The organism is Amycolatopsis sp. TRM77291 (assembly GCF_054166285.1).
The window spans coordinates 7,517,225-7,542,920 of record NZ_JBSZHF010000001.1; the positions used below are offsets into that span (position 1 = coordinate 7,517,225).

The window sequence follows — 25,696 nt, forward strand, 5'->3', positions numbered from 1 at the left end:
GGTCATGTCGCGAAAGCCACTTTCGGGACATCAGAGGTCTCGAAAGTGGCTTTCGCGACCCCCGGCCAAGCCTGAGTACCCGGCGGTACCGAGCGCCTCGGGTTCTCGTGAGTGGCGATTGGGCTTAGAACCCGAATCGCCACTCACGACCACCTGTACCGACCGACTCCCGGCCGGACTCGTTAACCTGCGGCTATGGCGAGAGTGGCGAAACTGGTCTATTACCCGGTCAAAGGCTGCGCCGGGACGGCGGTCGAAACGGCCGACGTCACCCCGGCGGGGCTGAGGTTCGACCGTGCCTGGATGGTCGTCTCCCCGGAGGGCGAGTTCCGCAGCCAGCGGAAGCATCCGGTGATGGCCGCCATCCGGGCCGAGGTGGCCGACGACGGCGCCCGCCTGCGGCTCGCCGCTCCCGGCGTCGAAGATCTCCTGGTCGAGACGGTCACGGACGGGCCGCGGCATCCCGCCGCGACGTTCACCTGGCAGGGCAAGGGCGTCCATCAGGGTGACGAGGCCGCCGAGTGGTTCTCCACCGTGCTGGGCCTCCCGTCGGTCTTCGTCGGGCTAGCGCCGGAGCACGAGCGCGTCACCAACGGCGAGATCCCCGGCACCGCGGCCTTCGCCGACGCGCACGCGATCCTGCTGACGTCGGAGTCCTCTTTGGACGGTCTGAACGAGCGGATCGCGTCGCGTGGCGCGGAGGCCGTGCCGATGGATCGCTTCCGGCCCAACATCGTCGTCTCGGGCTGGCCGGAGCCCCACCGCGAGGACGACGTCCGCTCGCTCACCGCCGGCGGTCTCGAACTCGGGTACGCCAAGGTCTGCATCCGCTGCACGGTGCCGATGGTCGACCAGGAGACCGGTGAGAAGGCCGGTCCCGAGCCGATCCGCTCGCTCGCCGACTACCGCCGAGAGCCCGAGGGCGGCGTCTCGTTCGGGATCAAGATGGCGGTGACCGGCCCGGGTCAGGTGTCCGTCGGCGACGAGGTGATCGTGCACTCCTGGGCGGGCCCCAGCCGGAGCACCTCCGACGCCGAACCGCCGTTCACGGCGACCGCGAGCCGTCCCGCGGAATCGGTGTAGAGCACGTTCCGGCCCGGCGGCACCGTGCCGAAGGTGTCGCCGACCAGTGCTTTCACCAGGACGTGTTCGCTGCTGACGGAGACCGTGCCGGACAGCCCGGCCAGTTCGAGGTCGGCGGGGCTCGCGGCGAGCTGGACGTTGCCGAAGTGGTCGACCGTGAGCACTTCGGCCACCAGCTTGCCGGGGAACACCGCCACGAACGGATCCGGCAGGCGCACGAGGTCGTCGACGGGCGGCCCGAACTCCTCGGGGGCGACGCCAAGCGCGAGATGCGCCGCTGCGGGGGCGAAGACGTCGCGTCCGTGGAAGGTCGACGACGTCACCGGAAGGCGGTACTCCGGGGCCGCGAGTTCGTACGCCGCTATCACCCCGCTGAGTGTTTCGGCGGCGGGAATGAGAAGTCCGTTGTCCGGGCCGACGAGCATTCCGCGGTCGGTGACCACCACGACACCGCGCCGAGCGGTGCCGACGCCGGGGTCCACGACGGCGAGATGGACCGACTCCGGCAGATACGGCACGGTCTGGGCGAGTACCTCGGCGCCGGTCCTGACCTGCTGTGGAGGGATCTCGTGGCTCACGTCGATCACCCGTACGGACGGCGCGATCCGCGCGATCACACCGTGGCACGCGGCCACGAAACCGTCTCTCAGCCCGTAATCGGTCGTGAACGAAACGCAGTGGATCGGCATGATCAGCCATCATCCTTGATCGCTAGGGTGCAGCCGTGACGACGCTCGAATACCCGAAGATCGCCGCCGGCAAGGTCCGTGAGCTCTACGCCGTCGATGACGAGCATCTGCTGCTCGTCACTTCGGATCGGATCTCCGCCTACGACGTCGTCTTCGACACGCCCATCCCGGACAAGGGTCGGGTGCTCACCGCGATGAGCGTGTTCTGGTTCTCCCTGCTCTCCGATGTCCTCCCCAACCACCTGGTCTCCTACGAAGACGAACGCATCCCCGCCGAGGTCCGCGGCCGGGCGCTGCTGGTGCGGCGGCTGGCGATGCTGCCGCTGGAAGCCGTCGCCCGCGGTTATCTCACCGGTACCGGTCTCGCCGATTATCGCGCGCGCGGCACGGTTTGCGGCGTCGAACTCCCGCCTGGCCTGACCGACTCCTCCCGGCTCCCCGAACCGATCTTCACCCCCGCGACCAAGGCCGACCGCGGCTCGCACGACCAGAACATCGCCTTCGACGACGTCGTCGGGCAACTCGGCCGCGAACGGGCCGAGGAGGTCCGCGAGGCGACGCTGGCGGTGTACCGCCGCGGCGCGGAGTTCGCCGCCGAACGCGGCATCCTGCTCGCGGACACGAAGCTCGAATTCGGCATCGACCGTCAGGGGAACCTCGTGCTGGCCGACGAAGTCCTGACCCCGGATTCGTCGCGCTACTGGCCCGCCGGCGGTTACGCGCCCGACAGCCCGCAGCCGTCGTACGACAAGCAGCCGCTGCGGGACTGGCTCACCAGCCCGGCGTCCGGCTGGCACCGCCGGGACAGACCGGAGTCGCCACCCTTGCCAGAGGACATCGTCACCGCCACGCGGGCGAGGTACATCGAGTCCTACGAACGCATCACCGGCCGGTCGTTGCAGGATTGGCCCTCCTGACCTGCGGAGTTCACTCCGACGTCAGGCGAGCGCAAGCCCGGGCTGGCTCACTGGTGGGGTGGATGCACGTTTGCTGGTTTCCCTGTCCGGCGTGACCACCCGGACGTTGCACCGCTGTGCCGATCTCGCGGCCGAACTCGACCGGCGCAGGGTCCCGCTGTCGGTGCTCTACGCCGCTCGTACCGGCGAGGGCCCCGTGACCGAGTGGGTCCGGACGCGCCGCACCCACGGCGACTCCGTCCTCCTGCACGGCTACGACCATCAGGTCCCGCCCACCCATCGCGCCGTCTACCTGGGGAAACGTGCCGAGTTCGCGGCACTTCCCGCGCACGAGGCGCGGCTACGGCTGATCGCGGCGAAGGCCGCGCTCGACGCCAACGGCATGGCCGTCGACGGTTTCGCGCCGCCGCGCTGGATCGCCTCGGAGGGCACCGTGCAGGCCTTGCGCGAGCACGGTTTCACCCTGTGCGCGGACCTGGTCTCGGTGCGGGATCTGGTGTCCGGAGAGGTCCAGCGCGCCAGGGTGCAGGAGTTCGGCGGGCCCTCGCACCGCACGGAGACCGTCCGGTGTTTCGCGCTGGTGCTGGCCGCCGCCAGGGCCGCGCGCCGCGGTGGGCTCGTCCGGCTCGGCATCGACGCCGCGGATCTCGCCCGGCCGGGGCTGCGGCAGGCGTTCCTCGACGCCGTCGACGTCTCGCTGGAGAACCGCGCTTTCGGAACCACGTACGGCTCGCTCTCGCGAACGCGGGTTAAATTGTCGGGATGACCGACGAGGGTGGCGCACCGGCGACGCTGTCGCGGCTCTGGCGGCAAGCGGAGCGCCCGACGCGCGGCAGGCCGTCCGTGCTCGACATCGACAGTGTCGTGGCGGCCGCGGTAGGCCTCGCCGATCGCGAAGGCGTCGCGAACGTGACGCTGGCGAGCGTGGCGAAGGATCTCGGCGTCACGAAGATGTCCCTGTACCGCCACATCGGTTCGAAGGCGGAACTGCTGGAGCTGATGGCCGATTTCGCCATCGGCGATCCGCCGCCGGTGGAGCCTGCCGGTGACTGGCGGGCCGAGCTGACCACGTTGGCCGAGGCCAACCGCGATATCCTGATGAAGCACCCGTGGCTGGTCGAGCTGCCGCTCACCGGCCCGCCGGCCGGGCCGCACGCGGTCGCGTGGATGGACGCGATCCTGCGGACGCTGCGCGACACCGGCCTCGACTGGGGTACCAAGGGCGGGATCCTGGTGCTGATCGGCGGCTATGTCCGCCTCGCCTGCGCGCAGGCCATCCAGCTCGCCGAGGGCCGTAAGGGCAGCGAGCTGAGCCAGGCTCAGGCCGAACGGGCCTACGGCAAAGGCCTCGCCGAGTTGATCGACCCCGAGCGTTTCCCCGATGCCGCGGGCTTCCTGACCTCAGGGCTCGGAGACTCCGAACAGGACTCCGATTTCGACTTCGGTCTCGGCGTCGTGCTCGACGGCATCGCCGCTCTCGTCGACGCAGGCTGACAAGCACCCTCTTCCATCTTTAGTATCCATCGGATATTAATTAGTGTACGTTGGATACTAAAGGGGGCTTCATGACATCGACACCGACGAGCGAGCGGGTGCTCGCTCCGGATCTGGCCAGGGGTTTCGCGCTACTGCTCGTCGCGCTGGCGCATACCGCGAGCATCTTCCTGGGGAACACGCCGGGCGTCGATCAGACGCCGGAGGGCCTGGAACGGCCGTACTTCGTGATGCTGTTCGTGTTCGTCCACGCGTGCGCGCTGCCGCTGTTCGGCATGATGCTCGGCTACGGCATCGTGCAGTTCGCCAACCGCCAGGAGGCGCTGGGACAGCCGTGGACGCGGACGCGCGGCGTCCTGCTCCGCCGTCACGCGTGGCTGCTGGCCTTCGGTGCCGTCGACGGGGTGCTGTTCTTCTCCGGCGACGTGCTCGGCGCGTACGGCGTGATCGGCGTGGTGTTCACTCTGCTGCTTTTGAGGCGCGGCAAGGGTTTCTACCGGATCCCGGTACTGTACCTCGGGTTCGGCGTCTGCTACCTCGCCGTGCTGATGTACCTGGTGCTCACCGGCGGCTCCGGGAGCGCGCCGGCCCCGTCCGTCGAGGACGTGTCGTCACTGGCGCCGACGTATGGCGACGCCGTGCGCGAGCGGCTCACGGAATGGCCGATGAGCACGGCGATCCTGCTGTCGTCGATCCTCTTCGTCTGGGTGGGCGCATGGGCCGCGAAGAAGCGCGTCCTGGAGGAGCCGAATCGAAAACTGCTCCTCTTCGGTGTGTTCGGCGGTTTCGGTGTCGCGATCGCGGGTGCGTTGCCGATGGGGCTTTTCGCCGGTGACTACGTCGGCTTCGACGAAGGAACCGCGAGGCTCGTCAAGCTGATGTACGAGGGCGCCGGTCTGTTCGGCGCGATCGGCTACGTCAGCTTGTTCGGGCTCATCGGCATGGCGGCCGGCGAGAAGCGCCGCGGTGTCGTGGTCACCGCGATCTCCGCGCTCGGGCAGCGCACGCTGAGCGCATACCTGTTCCAGTCGGTGGCGTGGCTGGTCCTGGCGCCGCCGTTCATGCTGGGATTGAGCGGGCAGACGTTCGTGGCTGCGGCGTGCGGGCTCGGCGTGTGGCTGCTGACGGTCGTCGTCGCGTACTTGATGCACCGGCGGTCGTATCGGGGACCGGCGGAGATCCTGGTGCGGAAACTGGCTTACCGGACCCCGGAGACTGTGTCGCGAAAGCCACTTTCGCGACGCTAGATGTCCCGAAAGTGGCTTTCGGGACACCCCGGACTCGCCGCGCTTACCGCTAGAGCTTCACCGGCTCCCCGACATCCAGCACCTTCACCTCGGTGCCTTCCGGCGCGAGATTCGCGAACAGGCCGTAGTGCATCTGCGGCCGCGCGAGGACGGCTTCGTGGATCGGGACGGCGAGGCGCGGCGACACCGCACGCAGGTAGTCGACGGCCTCGCCGGCCTTGAGCCACGGAGCGCCGGTGGGCAGACCGAGGATGTCGATCTTCTGTTCCGGCACGAAGAACGAGTCGCCGGGGTGGTAGAACGCGCCGTGGTCGACGACGTAGCCGACGTTCGGGATCACCGGGATCTCCTCGTGGATCACCGCGTGCACACCGCCGACGACGTCAACGCTGCTGGAGCCGATTTCGAGGGCGTCGCCGGGGTTCGCGATCTGGAACTCGGCGCCGAGCTTCCCCACCGCTTCGGCGGAACCCGGGTCGACGATCAGCCGCACGCCGGGGTTGGCCTCCAGCAGCGAGGGCAGCCTGTCCGCGTCGAGGTGGTCGAAATGCTGGTGCGTGATCAGGATGGCGTCCAGCTCACGCTCGCCCTCGAAGCCCGCCGAGAAGGTGCCGGGGTCGATCAGGATCCGCGCGCCCTCGGTCTCCAGAAGGGTGCAAGCGTGTCCAAAGTGGACAATGCGCATCGGTGTTCTCCTTCGCGGTAGCTCGATTCCAGCCTATGCCCGCAGCAGGGCGTCGCCAAGTTCGGTGCGCCGGTAGCGGACTTCGCGGCCGCGCCGCCGGGTTTCGAGCAGGCCGGCCGCACGCATCGCGGTCAGATGCCGCGAGACCGTCGGCGCCGAGAAGCCCAGCCTGCGGGCCAGTTCGGTGGTGCTCGCGGGTTCGTTGAGCGTCGTGAGCAGCGCGGCCTTCGTCCGGCCGAGTACGCCGGTCAGCGCGCCGGGCGGACGTTCGGGATCCGACCAGAGTTCGGCCACCCCGCGAGCCGGGTACAGCAGCGAAGGCTGCCACGGCTCCATCGTGATCACCCCGACCGAAGGCCAGGCGAAGACGCCCGGGATCAGCAAGAGCCCGCGCCGGTCGAGGTGGACGCGGCCGCGTTCCTTCATTTCGATCACCAGGACGTCGTCGACGAGCCGTACGCGCGGGTGGATGTCCTCCAGTACCAGCGCGATACCGCCGGCGGCCAGGCGTCGCGAGCGTTCCTCGATGTCGGCGACCAGGAATCGGCGCATCCGGGGCCAATGCGGCTCGACCAGCTCGGTCCAGGCGATCTCCATCTGGCCTGCCAGCAGATCCCTTGCCTCGGCGGGATCTTCTGGCAGGCCGCTCAGATCGGAGTCCACTTTGGACAGCTCGTGCGCGACCTGCTCCGGTGCCGTGCGGCGGATCTCGGCGAGCTGGGCGGACGCCGTGGTCTCCGGGCCGCTCGGCGGCGGGCTGAGGAAATCGGTGATGTAGTGCCGCGCGCTCATCACCTTCGCGAAGCCGTCGATGGGCAGGTCCGGCAGTTTCGCGGCGGCCTCGCGCAGCCACGGCAGGTGGCTCGGGTGCCCGCGCCGTCCGAGCAGCGTCTGCATCGCGCCCATGGTCTCGTCGAGCGGGGAGATGCCGAAGCGGACGCGGTTCGCGCTCTCGGCGGTCAGGACCAGCTCGATCATCGGATTAGGCTATGTCCTAATCAATAGGCCTGGCCAGCTTGGGTTCGGCAGTGTTCGTGGCATGACGTTGCTGCGTAATTCCGGGTATTGGCGCTGGTCGGCAGGGGTGCAGCTGAACCGGCTGCCCGGCATGATGGCGCCGCTGGCCTTCACCGTGCTGACCACCGCGACGACCGGTTCGTATCGGCTCGGCGGGATCATGATGGCCGTTTTCGTCGCCGCCGAGATGGTCGGCGCCGTGCCGACGGGACGGCTGCTCGACCGCGTCGGCCCCGCGCGTGGGCTCGTCGTGCTGCTTCCGCTGGTCGCCGCCGGACTGTTCCTGCTGGCCGCGGTCGCTTCCGCCGGAGCCCCGGACTGGGTGCTGCTCGGGCTGGCGATCCCGCCGGGGCTGGTCGCGGGCGGGCTGAACGGCGGTTTCCGGACGCTGCTCGCCGCGACGGTGACCGAAGAGGAGCTGCCGAGGGCGGTTTCGGTGGACGCGATGATCCTCGAAGGCGTGATCGTCGGCGGTCCGCTGCTGGTGGCGCTCCTGGCGGCGTCCGGCCCGGTCGTCCCGATTCTCGCGATGGCCGTCGTCGCCCTGCTCGCGGCGCTGCTCGTACCGCGACGGACGGTTCAGCGAGATCCACAAAGGACGGTCGAGCGCCAGCCGATCCCGGTCGCCGCGTGTGTGCCCTGGCTGGCGGGTTTGTTCACCGTCGGGCTCCTGCTGTCGACCATCGAGGTCGGGCTGCTGCCGCTCGTCCTGCGCCTCGGCGCGCCCGGATCGGCGACGGCCATCGTCATCGTGGTGCTGTGCGGCGCCAGTATCGCCGGGAGCGCGCTGTACGCGGCGAGGGGGAAGGCCGGCGATCCGAGGCTGTTCCTGGCCGGTTTCGTGCTCGGCGGGATCGTGGTTTCGGCGGGCTTCGGCTGGGCCGGGCTGCTCGGCGGGGTTGCGCTGATCGGGCTCTGCACCGGCCCGCTGATGGCCGTCTCGTCGGTCAACCTGCAGAAGCTGCTGCCGGAACGCCGCCGGTCGGAGGGGTTCTCGCTGGCCTTCACCGTGCAGGCTTCGGNCTCGGCGGGATCGTGGTTTCGGCGGGCTTCGGCTGGGCCGGGCTGCTCGGCGGGGTTGCGCTGATCGGGCTCTGCACCGGCCCGCTGATGGCCGTCTCGTCGGTCAACCTGCAGAAGCTGCTGCCGGAACGCCGCCGGTCGGAGGGGTTCTCGCTGGCCTTCACCGTGCAGGCTTCGGGCTTCGGGCTGGGTTCGCTGGCGATCGGGGTCCTGCCGGTCTGGCTGGCCCCTCTTCTCGGCGTCCTTGCGGCCCTCGTCTCCTGTGCGATGCTGGTGGCACGCCCCAGGCGAGCTATTGGCACGCCGTCAGTAACGTCGTAGCCTGGGCTTTGAGCCGAGACACGGGAGAAGTCGATGACCGCAGTCCAGCCGAAGCCGACCGCGCACAGCGTGGGGGAGACCTTCGATTCCCTCAGCCCGGCGACCGACGAGGTCGTCGGCACCTACCCGGTGCACACCAGGGAGGACGTCCGCGCCGCCATCGCCCGCGCGAAGGACGCCGCCGAATGGTGGGCCGGGCTCGGCTACGACGGCCGCGCCGAACGCCTGCGCCGCTGGAAGGGCGTCATCACCCGCAGGCTGCCGCAGCTGTGCCAGGTCGTGCGCGACGAGACCGGCAAACCGATCGCCGACGCGCAGCTGGAGAGCGTCCTCGCCATCGAGCACATCGCGTGGGCGGGCAAGCACGCGCGCAAGATCCTCGGCAAGCAGCGCCGCGCGGCCGGGCTGATGATGTCGAACCAGGCGGCGACGGTCGAGTACCAGCCGCTCGGCGTCGTGGGCGTGATCGGCCCGTGGAACTACCCCGTCTTCACGCCGCTCGGCTCCATCGCGTACGCCCTCGCCGCCGGTAACACCGTCGTCTTCAAGCCGAGCGAGTACACGCCCGGCGTCGGGAAATGGCTGGTCGACGCCTTCAACGAGGTCGTCCCGGAGTGGCCGGTGCTGCAGCTGATCACCGGTTTCGGCGAGACCGGCGCTTCGCTCGTCACGGGAGGCGTCGACAAGATCGCCTTCACCGGTTCGACCGGCACGGGCAAGAAGATCATGGCCGCGGCCGCCGAGACGCTGACCCCGGTGATCATCGAGGCGGGCGGCAAGGACGCCGTCCTGGTCGACGCGGACGCCGACCTCGAAGCCGCCGCCGACGCGACCGTCTGGGGCGCGTTCTCCAACTCGGGCCAGACCTGCATCGGTGTCGAGCGCGTGTACGTCCACGAGCGTGTGCACGACGAGTTCGTCGCGAAGGTCGTCGACAAGGCGAAGGACGTGCGGGCCGGCTCGGACGCTGCCGCGCAGTACGGCCCGGTGACGATGCCTTCGCAGCTCTCGGTGATCAAGCGCCACATCGCGGACGCCATCGAACGCGGCGGGCGGGCGCTGGTCGGCGGCGTCGACGCGGTCGGAGACCGCTACGTGCAGCCGACGGTGCTCGTCGACGTGCCCGAGGACTCCGTGGCGGTCCAGGAGGAGACGTTCGGCCCGACCGTCACCATCGCCAAGGTCCGCGACATGGACGAAGCCGTCGAAAAGGCCAACGACACGAAGTACGGCCTCGGCTCGACGGTGTTCTCGAAGTCGCGCGGTCTCGAACTCGCCGGGCGGCTGCGCACCGGCATGACGTCGATCAACGCGCCGCTTTCCTTCGCCGGTATCGCTTCGCTGCCCTTCGGCGGCGTCGGCGACTCGGGCTTCGGCCGCATCCACGGCCCGGAAGGCCTGCGCGAGTTCGCCCGCCCGAAGGCCGTCGCGCGGCAGCGCTTCACCGCGCCGATCGTGCTGACGTCGTTCTCGCGCAAGGAAAAGACGGACGCTCTGGTCGCGAAGCTCATTACGGTGCTGCACGGAAAGCGGTAAGACCCTCGTGAGTGGTAAGGATGGTTCTAACCGTCCTTACCACTCACGAGCGCTACTTGCCCCGGATGAGATCCGCGGCCTTCTCCGCCACCATGATCGTCGGCGCGTTCGTGTTCCCGCGCGGCACCACGGGCATCACCGACGCGTCGACCACGCGCAACCCGTCCACTCCGCGCACCTTCAGCGACGGATCGACGACGGCGTTCTCGCCCGTCCCCATCGAGCAGGTCCCGACGGGGTGGTACAGAGTCTGCGTCTTCTCGCGCACGTAGTCGGCTAGTTCGCTGTCGGTCAGGTCGTGCCGCTCCGGCAGGAACGGCTTGTCCAGATAGCGCGCCAGCGGACCGGACTTCCCGATCTCCACCAGGGCGCGCATCCCGGCGAGCATCTTCTCCATGTCCACGGACTCCGCGTAGTACGCCGGGTCGATTTCCGGCTTCCACAACGGATTCGACGACTTCAGCCGCAGCCGTCCCCGGCTCGCGACGTCCACCAGGGTCGCCGCCGAAGTGAAGCCCGGCACCGTCGGCTCGCGCATCCCGTTGTCGTAGAACAACGTCGGCGCGACGTGGATCTGCATATCCGGCGGCGAGACACCGTCCGCTGCCGGGAAGAACGCGCCCGCCTCGCCGATGTTCGAAGCCAGCGGGCCGCGTTTCGTGAACTGGTAACGCACCAGTCCGCCCGGTGTCGCCGCGTCCACGAGGTCGGTGGTGCCCCGCGTCGACCAGATGATCCCGCAGGCGGGGTGGTCGTGCAGGTTGTCGCCGACGCCGGGAAGCGCGGCGACGACGTCGATCCCGTGCTCACGCAGGTGTTCCGCCGGGCCGACGCCGGAAAGCATCAGCAGTTGCGGCGAGTTCACCGCGCCGCCGCTCAGCAGGACCTCCGTCGACGCGCGCACCGTCGTCTCGGTGCCTTTGTCCAAATAGGACACGCCGACGGCGCGGGTGCCTTCGAAGACGACGCGGGTGGCCTGCGCGTTGGTCCGCACGGTGAGGTTCGGGCGCGCCAACGCGGGCCGCAGATACGCGTCGGCCGTCGACCAGCGGCGGCCCTTCTTGCACGTCACCTGGTAGACACCGGCGCCTTCCTGCGACTCGCCGTTGAAGTCGTCGGTGCGCTTGAGGCCCCAGGCGACCGCGGAATCCACCCAGGCGAGGGAAAGTTCGTGGGTGAAGCGGCGGTCCTCGACGTTCAACGGGCCGTCGGTGCCGTGCAGCGGCCCGCCGAGCCGCTGGTTGCCCTCCGCCCGTTTGAAGTACGGCAGGACGTCGTCGAAACCCCAGCCCTCGGCGCCGTGCCCGTCGCGCCAGCCGTCGTAGTCGGCGCGGTTGCCGCGGATGTAGATCATCGCGTTGATCGACGAACAGCCGCCGAGCGTCTTCCCGCGCGGCCAGTACAGCGTCTTGCCGGTGTGCTTCTGCTCGACCGTCTCGTAGTTCCAGTCCCATTTGGTCTTGAACAGACCGGGGAACGCGGCGGGGATGTGGATCTCGTCGGCGTCGTCCTCACCGCCCGCCTCGAGCAGGAGCACCCGCGCCGACGGATCCTCGCTCAGCCGGTTCGCCAGTACGCATCCCGCGCTGCCCGCGCCGACGATCACGTAGTCGAAGGAGTCCTGATCGGCCACGGTGCCTCCTGCTGCTCGCCCGGTGTTGACGCCCCGCCAATGGGCTCATCTTGGCCCAGCGCCGCGCTCCGAGCATCCCCCAGACGAAGGATCGGTGCGAGCTCAGTCGGAGTCGGGTGAAAAAGAGGCCACGCAGGGGCCGCCCTCGGCGTCGTCCTCGGTCTCGATCCGGCCGGGGTTCCGCACGCCGTCGACCTCGCCGGTGAGGTGCAGGATCGTCTGCTTCGCGGTGGTCAGGACGTCGGCGCTGTCGACGGTGTACCTGCCCTCGCCGTGGATGATCTGCTGCACGCCGTCGCGTGTCGTGTCCGGCACCTTCTCGCACAGCACGGACAGCGCTGCCGGGATGTCACGCGCGTTGATCGCGTCGACGAACTTGTTCCCCGCCTCTTCGCCGGTCTTGACGTCGGGCCGCGGGGACGGCTTCGTCTCGATGCCCGGCAGCGGCTCGGGCTCGCCGCCGATCTTGGCGTCGCGCACGCACCAGCCGCCCTCGCCGGGGATCATCGCGATCCCGACGGTCTGCCCGCCTGCGTTGAGCGTGGCCGAATACTCCTGCGGCGCACGCTGACGCGCAGGCGTGCCGAGCTGTGCGCCGTCGGTGGCGGCCATGACCTGCTCGAAGCTGTACGACCGCTTCGAGCGGACCGGACACCAGAGCCGGCTGAGCCGATCTTCGGCGACGCCGTTCACGAACGACTGGCTCAGCTGCTCCGGCGTCGCGCGCGAGGTGGTGTCGGCCTCGGCCTTGAAGAAGCCCGGCGTCACGAACCCGGTGAACGCGACACCGCCCGCGATCAGGACGAAGACCAGCACCAGCGTGATCCAGAGCCCGGTCTTCGGCTTCTTCGGCGGTGCGTACTGCCCGTAGGTCATGCGGCAACCGTAGTGAAGTAGGCTCGGGCGGTACCCACGACCTGCGTGAATAAGGAGCAGCCTGCCGTGGCCCGAGTCGTCGTCGACGTCATGCCCAAGCCCGAAATCCTCGACCCGCAGGGCCAAGCCGCGCTCGGCGCGGCCGGTCGTCTCGGCTTCACCGGGATCACCGAGATCCGTCAGGGCAAGCACTTCGAGATCGAGGTCGACGACTCCGTCGACGACGCGACGCTCGAAAAGATCGCCGAGGGCTTCCTCGCGAACCCCGTCATCGAGCAGTGGACCATCAAGCGGGTGGACGCGTGAGCGCCCGCATCGGGGTCATCACCTTCCCCGGCACGCTCGACGACGGTGACGCGGCCCGCGCGGTCCGCTACGCCGACGCCGAAGCCGTGCCGCTGTGGCACGCGGACGAGGACCTGAAGGGCGTCGACGCGGTCGTCGTCCCCGGTGGTTTCTCCTACGGCGACTACCTGCGCGCCGGCGTCATCGCCCGGTTCGCGCCGGTGATGTCGTCGGTGATCGAGGCCGCCCACAAGGGCATGCCGGTGCTCGGCATCTGCAACGGCTTCCAGATCCTGTGCGAGGCCGGGCTGCTGCCGGGCGCGATGATCCGCAACGCGGGCCTGCACTTCATCTGCCGTGACCAGTGGCTGCGCGTCGAGAACAACGACACCGCGTGGACCACCCGGTACGACAAGGACGCCGAGATCCTCATCCCGATGAAGAACATCGACGGCTGCTTCGTCGCCGAGCAGGCCACGCTCGACGAGCTGGAGGGTGAGGGCCGCGTGGTGTTCCGCTACGTCGGCGGCAACCCGAACGGCTCGCGTAACGACATCGCCGGGATCCGCAGCCAGAACGGCCGCGTCGTCGGGCTCATGCCGCACCCGGAGCACGCCATCGACGCCCTCACCGGGCCCTCCGATGACGGCCTCGGCATGTTCTACAGCGCCGTGGACGCCCTCTCTTTGGTCGCGCGCTGACGTGAACACGCCGAAGGGGCGCCGTTCCGCACGCAACTCGCGTTGAGTGCGGAGGCGCCCCTTCATCGCGTTCACGTGGGCCTTCGGCCCGAAAGAGGGCGCGCGACGTGAAGTCTCCGTCGGGCGCGGGGCGCCCTTGGGGAGACGCGTCTCCGCCTGACGCCCTCCGCATTTCGTCCTCTAAATGCGCTCAACCGCATTTAGAGGACGAAATGCGTCAGGAGGCGGCGGCCACCAGGGCGGAGTAGGGGCCTCCGGCGGCCAGCAGCTCCGCGTGGGAACCCAGCTCGGTCACCCGGCCGCCCTCGATGACGGCGACCCGGTCGGCCGCGGCCGCGGTGTGCAGCCGGTGCGCGATCGCGATCACCGTGCGCCCTTCGAGCACCGCGCTCAGCGACCGCTCCAGCTCCCGCGCCGAACCCGTGTCCAGCAGCGACGTCGCCTCGTCCAGCACCAGGGTGTGCGGGTCGGCCAGCACCACCCGCGCCAGCGCGAGCTGCTGCGCCATCGCCGCCGGGACGGCGACCGCCCCGGCCCCGACCTTCGTGTCCAGCCCGTCCGGCAGGCCCGCCACCCACTCCGAAGCGCCGACCGAGTCCAGCGCGGCCAGCAGCCGTTCGTCGGTCCAGTCCCCGGCGGGCAGGGTGAGGTTGTCCCGCAGCGTCCCCGCGAAGACGTGCTGCTCCTGGGTCAGCAGCAGGACCTCGCCGCGCAGGACGTCGTCCGGCAGCGTCGACACCTCGGCGCCGCCGATCCGCACCGAACCCGAGGTCGGCGCCGACATCCCGGCCAGCAGCCGCCCGAGGGTCGACTTGCCTGCCCCGGACGGGCCGACGATCGCCAGCCGTTCACCGGCGGGCACCCGCAGGTCGATCCCGTGCAGCACTTCGCGGTCGGCGTTGTAGCCGAAGCGCACGTCGCGGACCTCGATGTCCTGGCCGCGCGGGGTCTCCGTGACCGTCTCCGAAGCAGGAGCGGGCCGCACGCCCAGCAGCCGCCGCAGCGAGGCCCCGGCGACCTGTATGTCCGCGAGCCAGAACAGCGCCTCGTTCAGCGGACCGGTCATGACCTGCGAGTACAGCAGCATCGCGGTGATCGTGCCGAGCCCTTCCCAGCCGTTCGAGTAGGCGAGCAGGCCCAGCCCGAGCATCACCGGCACCGGCAGCACGTAGCTGATCTCCAGCGACGGGATCCACCGCATCTGCAGCGCCCGGATCTTGCGTTCGCCCAGCATCGACGCGTCGAGACCGTCGTGCCCGGTCCGGATCCGGCGGCCGGTCAGGCTCAGCGCCTCCGCCGTCCGCGCGCCCTCCGCCGTCTCGTGCGTGGTGGACTGCAGCTCGGACCACTTGTCGAGCATCCGCCGCATCACGTCGGGGATCCGCCGCTGGTACCAGATGTTGACCGGCACCAGCAGCGGCAGCGCGACCAGCAGGCCCAGCGCCAGGAACGGCGACGTGATCACCATCGCCACCACGGTGAACACCACCGTGACGGCGGCGATCAGGATCTCCGGCGCGCCGAACCGCACCGCGTGGTCGATCCGGCTGACGTCGGTGGTCGCCCGGCTGAGCAGGTCGCCGGTGCCCGCGGCCTCGACCGTCCCGAGCGGCAGGTTCAGCGCGTTCCCGACGAACTGCTCACGGTTCTTCGCCAGGATCCGCTCGCCGAACACCCGCGCACGCAGCCGCGCCAGGCCCTTGAACCAGGCCTGCGCGCCCAGCACGACCACGAACGCGACCGCGAGCCAAGTGATCGTGGTGGTCGTCGTACCTTCGACGACCTCGTCCACCAGCGCGCCAAGCAACCTCGGCCCGGTCAGCCCGATCGCGGTCGCGACACAGAACAGGCCGAGCATCACGGAGAACTCGCGCTTGTTGGCGCGTGCGGTCTCCTTGATCCAGCGTCTGACGTCCTTCTTGTCTGCCAGCGGCAGCTTCTTCATGCCGGTACTTTCGTACTCACGACCACGTCCGCCACATGTGTCCACAGTGGACTCTGGCTGAACACGACGGTGGTCTTGCCGCGCCGCAGCTTCGCGACGCGTTCGGTTATGCGGGCTTCGGTGTGCGCGTCGACGGCCGAGGTCGGCTCGTCGAGCAGCAGGACGTCGGCGTCGGTCGCCAGCGCGCGGGCCAGATTCAGCCGCTGCCGCTGGCCACCGGAAACCTCACGTCCGCGTTCGCCGATCACCTCGTCGACGCCGTTGGGCAGCGCGTCCACGATGTCCTCGGCGTCCGCCGCGTACAGCGCTTCGGTGATCTCGACGTCGCCGGGCTCGGCGGGGGCGACCTGCTCGCGCAGCACGCCGGAGAACCAGATGTCCTGGTTGTGCGCGAACACGACCCGCCGCCGCAGCTCGTCGAGGGCGACCCGGTCCACCGGAACCCCGCCGACGAGCGCGGGTTCACTCGGATCGGTGAACCGCGCCATCCGCGAAGCCACCGCGTCGGCGTCGGCCCCGACGTCGATGACGGTCAGCTTCCCGGCCTCGGCCTTGATCCCGGACGTCTCGTCGTACAGATCCAGCGGGCCTTCCGGCAGCGCTACCGGATGCTCCGGCTCGGCGAGCGTGCGTTCGGTGGACAGCAGTTTGCACACCTTCCGCGCCGAAACCAGCGCGGCGCTCAGCACGCCCGCGAACTCGGTCGCCGTCGTCACCGGGATCACCAGGAACACCGAGATGCCGTAGAACGTGATCAGCTCGCCGACGCGGATGGTGCCGTTCATCGTCGCCTGCGCGCCCAGCCAGGTGATGGCCACCGTGACCAGTCCCGGCAGCGCGACCTCCGCGGCCGCGAGCCACGCTTCGCTGCGTCCGACCTGGACACCGGCCGCGCGGACCTTCTGGCTGGAGCGACGGAAGCGGTCGAGGAACTGCTTCTCACCGCCGACACCGCGAAGGATCCGCAGGCCGGAGACGATATCCGCGGCCAGCGCGTTGACCTCGGTCTTCTCCTCGCGCTGTTTCGTCTGGCGCTTCTCCAGCGGCTTCAGCAGCGGTCCGATGCCGACCACCGCCAGCGGGACACCGATCAGCGCGACCATGCCGAGCAGCGGCGACGTCGTCAGCAGCGCCGTCGCGCACACGACGAACGCGATCAGCGAACCGAAGGCCCGCCCGAGCACCTCGAAGGAGTCACCGATCGGGTTGATGTCGCTGGTGGTGATCGCGACCACGTCACCCGTGGTGGTCGTGTCGCGCAGATTCGCGCCCAGCTTCGCCGCGTGTTCGGTGGCGAGGCGCTGCGTCACCCCGGCGCCGTGGATCCAGCAGCCGTAGGACGCGAAGTGCTGCACCGTGCCCGCGACCGTCTGCGCGATCCCGAGCCCGGTGGCCGCGAGCCCCCACAGCCAGACGGAATCGCCGTCGCCGCGGCCGATCGCGTCGATGCCCCGGCCGATCGCGACCGGCAGCAGGGCGATCGGAAGCGACCACAGCGCACCGCTGATCGCCGAGACGGCGAGCAGTCCCGGACGCGCGAGCATCATCCTGACCAGGTACCGCCAGGCGGTCGGCTTGGCGGGCAGGCGTAGTCGCGGAAGCGGATATGTGGCGGAAAGCACGATTGCCGACGGTAAGCGGATCACCGTCGCGGGCGCGACCGATTTATGCGTGGGCGACCGCAAGGTGAACAACCCCCTCGCCTATTCTCAAGGCCGTGGCGAACCCTGAGGTTGACACCGTGACCAGCACCGTTGACACCACTCAACGCGCCGAGGCGACCCCCGAACTGACCCAGCCGTACGTCGAGCTCGGCCTCGCCGACGACGAGTACGCCCGGATCAGGGAGATCCTCGGCCGCCGTCCGACCGACGCCGAACTGGCGATGTATTCGGTGATGTGGAGCGAGCACTGCTCGTACAAGTCCTCGAAGAAGCACCTGCGCTACTTCGGCGAGACCGCCACTCCCGAGATGAAGGAGAAGATGCTCGCCGGCATCGGCGAGAACGCGGGCGTCGTCGACATCGGCGAGGGCTGGGCGGTCACCTTCAAGGTCGAGAGCCACAACCACCCGTCCTACGTGGAGCCGTACCAGGGCGCCGCGACCGGCGTCGGCGGCATCGTGCGCGACATCATGGCGATGGGCGCGCGCCCGCTCGCGGTGGCGGACGCGCTGCGCTTCGGCCCGGCGGACGCCCCCGACACCCGCCGCGTCCTGCCCGGTGTGGTCGCCGGCGTCGGCGGCTACGGCAACTGCCTCGGCCTGCCGAACATCGGCGGCGAGCTGGTGTTCGACCCGAGCTACTCCGGTAACCCGCTGGTCAACGCCCTGTGCGTCGGCGCGATGCGCGTCGAGGACCTGCACCTCGCCTTCGCCTCCGGCAAGGGCAACAAGATCATCCTGTTCGGCGCGCGCACCGGCCTCGACGGCATCGGCGGCGTCTCCGTCCTCGCGAGCGACACCTTCTCGGGTGACGAAAGCTCGGGCGGCCGCAAGAAGCTCCCGAGCGTCCAGGTCGGCGACCCGTTCACCGAGAAGGTGCTCATCGAGTGCTGTCTCGAACTGTTCGCCCAGAAGCTCGTCGTCGGCATCCAGGATCTCGGCGGCGCCGGGCTTTCCTGCGCGACGTCGGAGCTCGCGGCCGCCGGTGACGGCGGTATGCACATCTACCTCGACCGGGTTCCGTTGCGCGCCACCGGGATGACCCCGGCGGAGGTGCTGTCCAGCGAGTCGCAGGAGCGCATGTGCGCGGTCGTCTCGCCGGAGAACGTCGAGGCGTTCATGAAGGTCTGCGAGAAGTGGGACGTCATCGCCACCGACATCGGCGAGGTCACCGACGGCGAGCACCTGGTCATCACCTGGAACGACGAGGTCGTCGTCGACGTCCCGGCCCACACCGTGGCGCACCAGGGCCCGGTGTACGACCGCCCGATCCAGCGTCCGTCCACTCAGGACGCGTTGCAGGCCGACACCTCGGCCAAACTGCCGCGTCCGTCCACTTCGGACGAACTGCGGGCCGACATCCTCAAGCTGATCTCGTCGCCGAACCAGGCGTCGAAGGAATGGGTGACCTCCCAGTACGACCGCTACGTGCGCGGCAACACCGTGCTCGCGCAGCCGTCGGACTCCGGCGTCATCCGGATCGACGAGTCCACCGGCCGCGGGGTCGCCGTCTCGACCGACTGCAACAGCAAGTTCGTCTACCTCGACCCGTACGAGGGCGCGAAGCTCGCGCTGGCCGAGGCGTACCGCAACGTCGCCACCAGCGGCGCGAAGCCGGTCGCGGTGTCGGACTGCCTGAACTTCGGCGCGCCGACCGACCCGGGCGTGATGTGGCAGTTCGAGCAGGCCGTGCACGGTCTCGCCGACGGCTGCGTCGAACTCGGCATCCCGGTCACCGGCGGCAACGTCAGCTTCTTCAACCAGACCGGTGACACGGCCATCCTGCCGACCCCGGTGGTCGGCGTGCTCGGCGTGATCGACGACGTCACCCGCCGCATCCCCACCGGAATCGGCGCGGAGGCCGGGGAAACCCTGCTGCTGCTGGGCGAAACCCACGACGAGCTGGACGGTTCCGCCTGGGCGCGCGAACTGCACGGCCACCTCGGCGGCCGCCCGCCCCGTGTGGATCTGGCGCGCGAGAAGCTGCTCGCCGACATCCTCATCGCCGGTTCCCGTGACGGCATGATCTCCGCCGCGCACGACATCTCCGACGGCGGCCTGATCCAGACGCTCGTCGAGACCGTCCTCATCGGACAGTGCGGTGCCCGAGTCTTCCTCGACGCGGAGCAGGACCCGTTCGTGCAGCTGTTCTCCGAGTCCGCGGGGCGGGTGCTGGTCGCCGTGCCGCGCACCGAGGAACTGCGGTTCACCGAGATGCTGACCGCGCGCGGCCTGCCGTGGCGCAAGACCGGCGTGGTGGACCCGGAGTCGGGCTCGCTCGAACTCCAGGGCATCACGGAGTTCACGCTGGACGAGCTTCGGGAGACCTGGGAGCGCACGCTCCCCGCGCTCTTCGACTGAGCTGAAGGGCCGCGTTCGCTCTCCGGAAGTACATGAAGGCCCCCTTCCTTGCGCCAGGCGCAAGGAAGGGGGCCTTCATGTACTGGAAATGGGGCTCTGCGCGCCCGCAGCCTGAGGTCTGCCCCGGTCCGCCTGTCGCGAAAGCCACTTTCGGGACATCAGACGTCGCGAAAGTGGCTTTCGCGACGTCTGATGGGTCGTGAGTGGCTACCCCTCAGCGGCAGGCAGAACCGAACCCGGCGGAAACTTCGTACCCTCCAGCGAAGGCGCCTCCTCGAAGGTCGCCACACTCAAGTCGACCGGCGCCTCGACGACCAGGCCGTCCAGCGACACCTTCCGTTCGAACCTCGCCCTCGGGACCTCGAACCTGCCGCGGATCGTCGCGTTCTCCAACAGGAACTTCCCGGACAGCTGAGCGTCGGTGAGGTCGAGATAGGACAGCACCTCGCACCGATCCGCGCCGAACCAGCCGATCCGCCTGCCGAGCAGCCCCAGCTTGTCGAGCCGGGCGTCGCTGAGGTTGAGCGAAAGCGTCTGCCCGGTGGTCCCGGCGTGGGGCAGGATGTCGCGGATCAGCCGCTCGGCCGCACGCCGGACCAGCCTTTCCCGCTCCGCCGCCGCTCGCTTTTCCTTGTCGTCCCAGTCGAGGTCCGGATCGAAACTCGGGTGCTCGAACGGCCGCCGCAGGTACGCGCACAACACGTCCAGCACCGTCTGCCGGTATTCCGGACGCGTCCTGGCGAGCCCGGCGAGCGAATGCATCGCCCCGATCCGCACCTGATCGGCTTCGTTGCCCAGCAGTTCGATCGACTTGGCGAAGCGCTCGTCGGAGATCCGGCTGCGCTCGATCTCGTGCCGGTCCTCTTCGGTACGCCTCCGCCGGTCGTTGAGCCAGAGCCCGTAGAGCGCGGCGATCGCCCCGCCCGCCAGCGCGCCGGTCTTGAGCGCGTCGCCGCGGCTGGTCGCGCGATCCGTGAGCAGCCAGGCGGTGACCCCGACGAGCACCACGACCGACGACAGCAACGTCCAGAGCAGCGGCGATTTGAGCAGGCGCCTCATCGGTCCTTCACCGTGAGCCGGGCGCGGCCGTCCGGCAGGGTCTCGACGGCCCAGCCCGCGGGGAGTTCGTGATCCCTCGCCGGCTCCACCGAAGTGTTGTACAGGGACACAGTGCCGGGCGGCTTACGGAAGCTCAGATCCCCGAAGCCCTCGAACCGGGCGCGACGCAGATCGAGCGTCCCCTTGAACTCCGCGTCGGCGAAGACGGCGTCCTTCGCGAAGACGCTGTCCTTGAAGGAGGTCTCGCCCGCGAACACGGTGTCGCGGAACTCGACGTCCTCGGAGAACCGGACCCCGCTGAACCACGCCCGCTGTTCGAACTTGGCGTCACTGCACCGGAAGAAGCCGATGCGCTTCTCCTTTTCCGTGCCCGCGCCGGTCAGATACACCGGCCCGAGGAACACACAGCCGGACAGGTTGGTGCTGCTGTACAAACCCGCGTAGCGGAGCAACAGCTTGCCGACCTTCCGCTCCGAAAGATCGAAGTACTCCAGCACCGCCCCGGTCAGGTCGAGGTCGTACGCGTTCCCCTCGGAATCCGCGGCGGGGAGCAGTTCCCCGATCAGCCGTTGCGCGGTCTGCCGGACCTGGAGTTCTTGGTCCTGCTCCGCGGAGCCCGCTTCCGGCGCGGTGTTCCCGTCCCGTTTCGCCGTGTCCTTGTACCGCGGATGTTCGAACGGCCGCCGCAGGTACGAGCACAGGATGTCCAGCACGGTCTGCTTGTAGATCTCGCGGCCGCGAGCCAGACCCGCCAGCGCGTGCAGTGCCCCGACCCGCACCTGGTCGGCCTCGTGACCGAGCAGTTCGACGGCCTTCGCGAACCGTTCGTCCGAGATTCGGTCCCGGTCCTGGTCTGCCCGCCGCAGCTCGAGTTCCTGGCGCTGCCGTTCGACCTCCTGGCGCCGTTCCTCGACCCGGCGCCGCCTGTCGTTGAGCCACAACGCGTACAACGCGACGATGGCGCCCCCGGCGATGCCGCCGGTCTTCAGCGCCTCGCTGCGGCTGGTCGCCGGATCCGTCAGCAACCAGCCGCCGACCGCGAGCAGCAGGACGAGCGAGACGACGAAGGTCCAGAGCAGCGGGGAGCGGAGAAACCGCTTCATCCGGTCAGAATACGAAGAAGTTGCGGACGCAGAAGGACTTGTCCGGGTTGTCGTCCGAGGAGATCCCCGACCCGCTCACCTTCTTGCCCTTGACCGTGCCCTCGATGTCACCGGTGATGAACCCGTCACCGATACCGGAGGTCGAGGTGACCTCCAGCTGCGACGGCGCCGGGGCCATGATGTCGATCGAGTCGCCCATGGTCGCCTTCATGTCCGCGCACACCAGCGCCAGCGCGCCGGCCTTGTCCCCGGCGCTCACCTTGGCCAGGAAGTCCTTCAGGTTCTGGATGCCCTTCGGGTTCCCCTCGGAGCCCGTGCCACCGCTTTCGGTGCTCCTCGGGCTGCTCCTGGGCGAGCTCGACTTCGGGCTGCTCTTCGGCGCGGAGGTCGGCGCCTGCTCGGACGACGACGCGGGCGGCGGCGCGGCCGTGTTGTTCCCCTCGTCCTTGCTGAGCAGGAAGCCCGGCGCGACGAACCCGGTGACACCGAACGCGATCAGCACGACCAGGCCGATCACGATCCCGATGATCAGGCCGGTCTTGCTCTTCGGCGGCGGCGCGGGCGGGCCGCCGAAGCCCTGCTGGTAGCCCTGGTTGTTCGGGTCCCAGCCCTGCTGGGGCTGCTGCGGGTACTGCTGGGTCGGGTCCCAGCCCTGCTGCGGCTGCTGCTGGTACTGCTGCGTCTGGTCCCAGCCCTGCTGCTGTCCGTACTGTTGCGGCTGACCGTACTGCTGGGTCTGGTCCCAGCCACCCTGGTGCGGCTGCTGTCCCTGGGGGTCCTGGCCATAGGGCTGGCCTGGCTGGGGTGGGTAGGTCATCGGTCTCGCCTTCCGTACTGGGGCCTGAGGCTTCAGATCAGACGACCGGCGGTCAGCGCTGGTTCCGGATCCGCCCGTGCCAGGGATTTCAGGGGCATTCTGCCCGGAAGGTACCTTGCGCTGAAAGCGGAACGCGAAAGCGGCTCCCGGCCGGGGCCGGAAGCCGCCTGTTCACGGTATGCGCAGCTCAGCCGTTGGCCAGTGCCTGCAAGCGGTCGTAAGCGCCGTTGAAGGTGTTCTGGTCCAGCGGGCTGGAGGTGTACTGCCACACGGTGTAGTAGCCCCAGCCGTAGGGCAGCGCGCCCACGGTGGAGGCGTAACGCGCGATCCACAGCGGGACCGTGCCACCGAAGTTCTGCGTGGTGCCGACGCAGGTGCTCCACCAGCTCGTCGAGGTGTAGATGACGGGCCAGCGGCCGGTGCGCGCCTTGTAGCGGTCGTGGAACGCCCGGATCCACGACCCCATGGCGGACTGGCTCAGGCCGTAACAGGTGGCGCCGTACGGGTTGTACTCCATGTCCAGCGCGCCCGGCAGGGTCTTGCCGTCCTTGGACCAGCCGCCGCCGTTGTTGATGAAGAAGTCGGCCTGCGCCGCGCCGCTCGAGACGTTCGGCAGGGCGAAGTGGTACGCGCCGCGGATGAAGCCCTGGTTGTAGGAACCGTTGTACTGCTGGGCGAAGTACGGGTTCTTGTAGCTCGTGCCTTCGGTGGCCTTCGTCCACACGAAGCGCTTGCCCTGACCCCACCAGTAGGCCCAGTCGACGTTCTTCTGGTAGCTGGCCACGTCCATGCCCGCGACGGTCGCGAGCACCCCGGCCTCGGGCTGCGGCTGCGCGGCCTTGGCCTTCGACTCGGGGGTGGAGGTGTCGCCTTCCACACGCCGGATCTGCGATCCGATCGTGTGGTCGTTCGCCTGGAGATCCTGTTCGATCGACATGATCTCGGGGGACGGGGCGGCCGACGCCGGGACCGTGCTGCCGAGCAGGAGCAGCGCGGAGCCGACGGCGATGGCGATTCTTCGGGAAGTGCGCATTACGACAATCCCTTCACGGATAACCCTCGCTGAGACGGCGACCTTGCAGGTGGTAGCCGTCCGGGCACGATTGTTGACGACGAGTGCCGGGTTTGTCACTAACTTCCGTGAAATTGGTACTACGCGTGGGTGATTTTCATTTCCAAGTAGCCCTGGTTATGTGATCTTGTAACGCCCACTCGGGTGAGTATTCAGCCGAGGGACAGCGCGCGCACTCGATCGACCGTGCCGTTGAACCAGTTCTGGTCACCAGGGAGGCTGCCCCTGTCCGCGAACTGCCAGATGGTCTGATGCTTCCAGCTCGCGGGCAGCTCGCCGATCTGCGTGTTGTAGCGCGCGAGCCACAGCGGGTTCTGCCAGAACGCGTTGCTGTTCCCCGTGCAGCGCTTCCACCAGCTCGTCGACGTGTAGATCGTCGGATGCCGCCCGGTGCGGTGAAAATACGTCGTCGCGAAGGACGCCATCCAGGCGACCATCTGCGCCGGCGTCTTGCCGTAACAGGTTTCACCGTATGGGTTGTACTCGACGTCGAGCGCGCCCGGCAGCGTCTTGCCGTCCTTGGACCAGCCGCCGCCGTGGTCGACGAAGTAGTGGGCCTGCGCGGCGCCGTCCGAGATGTCGGGACGAGCGAAGTGATACGCGCCGCGGATCAGGCCGACGCCGTAGGAACCGTTGTACTGCTGGGCGAACCGGGGATTGACGAAGCCGGTGCCCTCGGTCGCCTTCACGTAGACGAACTTCGCGCCGGTCCGGGCGGCGGCGGGCCAGTCGACCTCGCCCTGATGGCCACTGACGTCGTGGCCGAGCGTCTGCGCTTCGCCGCCGTACAGCGGCCCCACCACCCCGTCGACGCCTTCGTGCAGCGCGATCTGTGAACCGGCGTAGTGCTCCTCGGCCCCGTCGTATCGCGGCCCGCTTTCCCGTGCGACGGCGGGGGTCTGCGCGAGCAGCAAAACCCCCGCCGTGAGGACGGCCCCCCAGCCTTTTGAACACACTCTGCGACTCATCACGTCGCCACGATCCCCCGCGGAAAGGGAATCAGCGACTCGAACATCACTCGAAAGAGTGGCGTTCGGCCTGAATAAATTGGGCCGAGTGGGTTAACCGGGCTCTAACGACGCTCGTCCGAAAGGGCTTTGTCGAGATGCTCCGAGGGGATGATTGCCGTGAGCCGGTCGTGCGGATTGATCGTCACGGGGTGGCCGGCGAGCAGCGGGACCATGTCCCGGCCCAGCACCGCCCTGGCGTGCGGCCATTCGCGCGGCACCAGCGATTTGGCCGTGTACGCGGGAACGAGCACCTTGCCGTCGGTGTTGTGAAAGCCGATCACCGTGCGCTGCACCGGCGAAAGGGCGTAGACGAACAGCGTCGAGTCGAGGATGACGCGCGGCAGGTCGGCGGCCGGGCGGTGGTTCGTGCGCACCAGCTGGAGCAGCTGCTCGAGTTCGTTGCGCGGCTCGGGGAAACCGAGCGCCTTCGGCGAGGGACGGTAGCGGTCGTTGGGGTGGAAGTCCTCGACGATCTCGCCGCCGCCGTTCACCGGGTACGCGCCGACGACCGCCCAGGACGGCACCGGGCCGTCAGGGTCGAAGGCCTCGTCGATGACGTACAGCCAGCTGTTGGGGTTGGCCTTGGCGTTGGCGCGCATCTCTTCGGTGATCTTCGGCTTCGCCTGTTTCCGCTTGCCCGCCGGGCTCGACGCCAACCGATCCGCCTCGTCCCGCTGCGCCATCGCCATCCCCACGTTCCGGGTGCCTGAAGGTTTGTTCGCGCTCACTCTACTGTTCTCCCATGGCCTCTTCGCGTTCGGTCGACCCCGCTGAGTTACGAGCCGCGATCGCGGCGATTTCCCCCTGGTTGAGCGGATCCGGTCCGGATCCGGTCCGTCCGGAGCTGGCCGCGGCGGTTCGGCTGAGCCTGCGGACGCTGGCCGGGGACGCCCCGGGGAAGAGTGTCGAAGTGCGGGTGCCGCCGTTCGCGGCCGTGCAGTGTGTCGAAGGATTGCGCCACACCCGCGGGACGCCGCCGAACGTCGTCGAAACGGATCCGCGCACGTGGCTGGAACTGGCGACCGGGCTGCTCGGCTGGGCCGACGCCGTCGAGTCGGGGCGGGTCACCGCCTCCGGGAGCAGGGCCGATCTGGCCCGCTGGCTGCCCTTGGTCCGCCTCTGAAGCCATGAACGGGCCGTTCCTCGCGAGATTCGCGAG

At 69.1% G+C, this 25,696-nt stretch carries 24 protein-coding genes and 1 pseudogene; 12 read left to right on the top strand and 13 right to left on the bottom strand.

The annotated features are described in order from the left end of the window. Positions 1-195 precede the first annotated feature (195 nt). On the top strand, positions 196-1,083 hold the full coding sequence (locus ACXIZN_RS35120) for an MOSC domain-containing protein (RefSeq protein ID WP_457959219.1): 888 nt from the start codon (positions 196-198) through the stop codon (positions 1,081-1,083). Here the strand turns inward: ACXIZN_RS35120 and ACXIZN_RS35125 are convergent. Continuing rightward, entirely contained in the window at positions 966-1,772 is an 807-nt protein-coding gene (locus tag ACXIZN_RS35125) for an SAM hydrolase/SAM-dependent halogenase family protein (RefSeq protein ID WP_457959220.1), read from the bottom strand. The genes ACXIZN_RS35120 and ACXIZN_RS35125 overlap by 118 nt on opposite strands. Positions 1,773-1,807: 35 nt before the next feature. Here ACXIZN_RS35125 and ACXIZN_RS35130 point away from each other — a divergent pair, with 35 nt between their 5' ends. The 4 genes from ACXIZN_RS35130 (at position 1,808) to ACXIZN_RS35145 (ending at position 5,430) form a co-directional block, all read left to right on the top strand. Next, the gene (locus ACXIZN_RS35130; RefSeq protein WP_457959222.1) at positions 1,808-2,689 is read left to right on the top strand and encodes a phosphoribosylaminoimidazolesuccinocarboxamide synthase; all 882 of its coding nucleotides are present in this window, start codon (positions 1,808-1,810) and stop codon (positions 2,687-2,689) included. Positions 2,690-2,747: 58 nt separating this feature from the next. Then, positions 2,748-3,455 carry a DUF2334 domain-containing protein gene (locus ACXIZN_RS35135; protein ID WP_257483350.1) on the top strand — a complete coding sequence of 236 codons (708 nt, stop codon included), beginning with the start codon at positions 2,748-2,750 and terminating at the stop codon, positions 3,453-3,455. Then, positions 3,452-4,183, top strand: coding sequence for a TetR/AcrR family transcriptional regulator (locus ACXIZN_RS35140; protein WP_457959223.1), 732 nt, complete (start codon positions 3,452-3,454; stop codon positions 4,181-4,183). The genes ACXIZN_RS35135 and ACXIZN_RS35140 overlap by 4 nt, the downstream gene beginning before the upstream one ends. A gap of 71 nt (positions 4,184-4,254) precedes the next feature. Next, positions 4,255-5,430, top strand: coding sequence for a DUF418 domain-containing protein (locus ACXIZN_RS35145; protein ID WP_457959224.1), 1,176 nt, complete (start codon positions 4,255-4,257; stop codon positions 5,428-5,430). Positions 5,431-5,479: 49 nt separating this feature from the next. Here ACXIZN_RS35145 and ACXIZN_RS35150 read toward each other — a convergent pair whose 3' ends face one another. Both ACXIZN_RS35150 and ACXIZN_RS35155 read right to left on the bottom strand, forming a co-directional pair. Then, a complete protein-coding gene (locus ACXIZN_RS35150) occupies positions 5,480-6,115 on the bottom strand; it encodes an MBL fold metallo-hydrolase (RefSeq protein ID WP_457959225.1) in 636 nt (211 codons plus the stop codon). Between the two features lie 33 nt (positions 6,116-6,148). Continuing rightward, entirely contained in the window at positions 6,149-7,093 is a 945-nt protein-coding gene (locus ACXIZN_RS35155) for a DUF5937 family protein (RefSeq protein ID WP_457959226.1), read from the bottom strand. Positions 7,094-7,154: 61 nt separating this feature from the next. On the opposite strand from ACXIZN_RS35155, the pseudogene ACXIZN_RS35160 reads away from it, so the two are divergent. The 3 genes and pseudogenes from ACXIZN_RS35160 to ACXIZN_RS35170 all read left to right on the top strand — a co-directional run. Then, a pseudogene (locus ACXIZN_RS35160) lies at positions 7,155-8,153 on the top strand (MFS transporter); the annotation flags it as partial. A 14-nt stretch (positions 8,154-8,167) separates the two neighbouring features. Continuing rightward, positions 8,168-8,476 (top strand): hypothetical protein, encoded by a 309-nt coding sequence (locus ACXIZN_RS35165; RefSeq protein WP_457959227.1) that lies wholly within the window; start codon positions 8,168-8,170, stop codon positions 8,474-8,476. A 33-nt stretch (positions 8,477-8,509) separates the two neighbouring features. Beyond that, entirely contained in the window at positions 8,510-10,012 is a 1,503-nt protein-coding gene (locus tag ACXIZN_RS35170; protein WP_457959228.1) for an aldehyde dehydrogenase family protein, read from the top strand. A gap of 52 nt (positions 10,013-10,064) precedes the next feature. Here the strand turns inward: ACXIZN_RS35170 and ACXIZN_RS35175 are convergent, their stop codons facing one another. Both ACXIZN_RS35175 and ACXIZN_RS35180 read right to left on the bottom strand, forming a co-directional pair. Then, a complete protein-coding gene (locus ACXIZN_RS35175; RefSeq protein ID WP_457959229.1) occupies positions 10,065-11,645 on the bottom strand; it encodes a GMC family oxidoreductase in 1,581 nt (526 codons plus the stop codon). A 102-nt stretch (positions 11,646-11,747) separates the two neighbouring features. Next, complete coding sequence (locus ACXIZN_RS35180) at positions 11,748-12,521, bottom strand: hypothetical protein (protein ID WP_457959230.1); 774 nt, start codon at positions 12,519-12,521, stop codon at positions 11,748-11,750. Between the two features lie 66 nt (positions 12,522-12,587). On the opposite strand from ACXIZN_RS35180, the gene purS reads away from it, so the two are divergent. Continuing rightward, positions 12,588-12,827: a phosphoribosylformylglycinamidine synthase subunit PurS gene (purS, locus tag ACXIZN_RS35185; RefSeq protein WP_125784867.1), complete on the top strand. Its 240-nt coding sequence runs from the start codon at positions 12,588-12,590 to the stop codon at positions 12,825-12,827. Beyond that, on the top strand, positions 12,824-13,507 hold the full coding sequence (gene purQ, locus ACXIZN_RS35190; protein WP_457959231.1) for a phosphoribosylformylglycinamidine synthase subunit PurQ: 684 nt from the start codon (positions 12,824-12,826) through the stop codon (positions 13,505-13,507). The genes purS and purQ overlap by 4 nt, the downstream gene beginning before the upstream one ends. Positions 13,508-13,724: 217 nt before the next feature. Here the strand turns inward: purQ and ACXIZN_RS35195 are convergent, their stop codons facing one another. Together ACXIZN_RS35195 and ACXIZN_RS35200 are read right to left on the bottom strand one after the other, a co-directional pair. Further along, positions 13,725-15,452, bottom strand: coding sequence for an ABC transporter ATP-binding protein (locus ACXIZN_RS35195; protein ID WP_457959232.1), 1,728 nt, complete (start codon positions 15,450-15,452; stop codon positions 13,725-13,727). Then, positions 15,449-17,074 (bottom strand): ABC transporter ATP-binding protein, encoded by a 1,626-nt coding sequence (locus ACXIZN_RS35200; RefSeq protein ID WP_457959233.1) that lies wholly within the window; start codon positions 17,072-17,074, stop codon positions 15,449-15,451. The genes ACXIZN_RS35195 and ACXIZN_RS35200 overlap by 4 nt, the downstream gene beginning before the upstream one ends. A gap of 119 nt (positions 17,075-17,193) precedes the next feature. Here ACXIZN_RS35200 and purL point away from each other — a divergent pair, with 119 nt between their 5' ends. After that, positions 17,194-19,476 carry a phosphoribosylformylglycinamidine synthase subunit PurL gene (gene purL / locus ACXIZN_RS35205; protein WP_457959234.1) on the top strand — a complete coding sequence of 761 codons (2,283 nt, stop codon included), beginning with the start codon at positions 17,194-17,196 and terminating at the stop codon, positions 19,474-19,476. 207 nt (positions 19,477-19,683) lie between these two features. On the opposite strand, the gene ACXIZN_RS35210 is transcribed toward purL, so the two are convergent. From ACXIZN_RS35210 to ACXIZN_RS35235, 6 genes are all read right to left on the bottom strand, one after another. Then, positions 19,684-20,535 carry a hypothetical protein gene (locus ACXIZN_RS35210; protein ID WP_457959235.1) on the bottom strand — a complete coding sequence of 284 codons (852 nt, stop codon included), beginning with the start codon at positions 20,533-20,535 and terminating at the stop codon, positions 19,684-19,686. Then, positions 20,532-21,638: a pentapeptide repeat-containing protein gene (locus ACXIZN_RS35215; RefSeq protein ID WP_457959236.1), complete on the bottom strand. Its 1,107-nt coding sequence runs from the start codon at positions 21,636-21,638 to the stop codon at positions 20,532-20,534. Before ACXIZN_RS35215 ends, ACXIZN_RS35210 begins: the two co-directional genes overlap by 4 nt. A 4-nt stretch (positions 21,639-21,642) precedes the next feature. Beyond that, positions 21,643-22,455, bottom strand: a complete 813-nt coding sequence (locus ACXIZN_RS35220) for a Twin-arginine translocation protein TatA (RefSeq protein ID WP_457959237.1) — start codon at positions 22,453-22,455, stop codon at positions 21,643-21,645. Between the two features lie 187 nt (positions 22,456-22,642). Further along, entirely contained in the window at positions 22,643-23,488 is an 846-nt protein-coding gene (locus tag ACXIZN_RS35225) for a lysozyme (RefSeq protein WP_457959238.1), read from the bottom strand. Positions 23,489-23,679: 191 nt separating this feature from the next. Continuing rightward, positions 23,680-24,495: a lysozyme gene (locus tag ACXIZN_RS35230; protein ID WP_457960680.1), complete on the bottom strand. Its 816-nt coding sequence runs from the start codon at positions 24,493-24,495 to the stop codon at positions 23,680-23,682. Positions 24,496-24,599: 104 nt separating this feature from the next. Further along, entirely contained in the window at positions 24,600-25,226 is a 627-nt protein-coding gene (locus tag ACXIZN_RS35235; RefSeq protein WP_257489828.1) for a type VII secretion system-associated protein, read from the bottom strand. 53 nt (positions 25,227-25,279) lie between these two features. Between ACXIZN_RS35235 and ACXIZN_RS35240 the strand changes: the two genes are divergently transcribed. After that, positions 25,280-25,660 carry a sterol carrier family protein gene (locus ACXIZN_RS35240; RefSeq protein ID WP_457959239.1) on the top strand — a complete coding sequence of 127 codons (381 nt, stop codon included), beginning with the start codon at positions 25,280-25,282 and terminating at the stop codon, positions 25,658-25,660. The last annotated feature ends 36 nt before the right edge of the window (positions 25,661-25,696 follow it).

Bases quoted from the DNA above. Each gene is read 5' to 3' on its own strand.
- ACXIZN_RS35150 (WP_457959225.1), bottom strand. From the start codon at position 6,115: ATGCGCATTGTCCACTTTGGACACGCTTGCACCCTTCTGGAGACCGAG.
- ACXIZN_RS35180 (WP_457959230.1), bottom strand. From the start codon at position 12,521: ATGACCTACGGGCAGTACGCACCGCCGAAGAAGCCGAAGACCGGGCTC.
- ACXIZN_RS35145 (WP_457959224.1), top strand. From the start codon at position 4,255: ATGACATCGACACCGACGAGCGAGCGGGTGCTCGCTCCGGATCTGGCC.
- ACXIZN_RS35230 (WP_457960680.1), bottom strand. From the start codon at position 24,495: ATGAGTCGCAGAGTGTGTTCAAAAGGCTGGGGGGCCGTCCTCACGGCG.
- ACXIZN_RS35140 (WP_457959223.1), top strand. From the start codon at position 3,452: ATGACCGACGAGGGTGGCGCACCGGCGACGCTGTCGCGGCTCTGGCGG.
- ACXIZN_RS35195 (WP_457959232.1), bottom strand. From the start codon at position 15,452: ATGAAGAAGCTGCCGCTGGCAGACAAGAAGGACGTCAGACGCTGGATC.
- ACXIZN_RS35125 (WP_457959220.1), bottom strand. From the start codon at position 1,772: ATGCCGATCCACTGCGTTTCGTTCACGACCGATTACGGGCTGAGAGAC.
- ACXIZN_RS35240 (WP_457959239.1), top strand. From the start codon at position 25,280: ATGGCCTCTTCGCGTTCGGTCGACCCCGCTGAGTTACGAGCCGCGATC.
- ACXIZN_RS35155 (WP_457959226.1), bottom strand. From the start codon at position 7,093: ATGATCGAGCTGGTCCTGACCGCCGAGAGCGCGAACCGCGTCCGCTTC.
- ACXIZN_RS35220 (WP_457959237.1), bottom strand. From the start codon at position 22,455: ATGACCTACCCACCCCAGCCAGGCCAGCCCTATGGCCAGGACCCCCAG.
- ACXIZN_RS35215 (WP_457959236.1), bottom strand. From the start codon at position 21,638: ATGAAGCGGTTTCTCCGCTCCCCGCTGCTCTGGACCTTCGTCGTCTCG.
- ACXIZN_RS35210 (WP_457959235.1), bottom strand. From the start codon at position 20,535: ATGAGGCGCCTGCTCAAATCGCCGCTGCTCTGGACGTTGCTGTCGTCG.
- ACXIZN_RS35235 (WP_257489828.1), bottom strand. From the start codon at position 25,226: ATGGCGATGGCGCAGCGGGACGAGGCGGATCGGTTGGCGTCGAGCCCG.
- ACXIZN_RS35225 (WP_457959238.1), bottom strand. From the start codon at position 23,488: ATGCGCACTTCCCGAAGAATCGCCATCGCCGTCGGCTCCGCGCTGCTC.
- ACXIZN_RS35170 (WP_457959228.1), top strand. From the start codon at position 8,510: ATGACCGCAGTCCAGCCGAAGCCGACCGCGCACAGCGTGGGGGAGACC.
- ACXIZN_RS35120 (WP_457959219.1), top strand. From the start codon at position 196: ATGGCGAGAGTGGCGAAACTGGTCTATTACCCGGTCAAAGGCTGCGCC.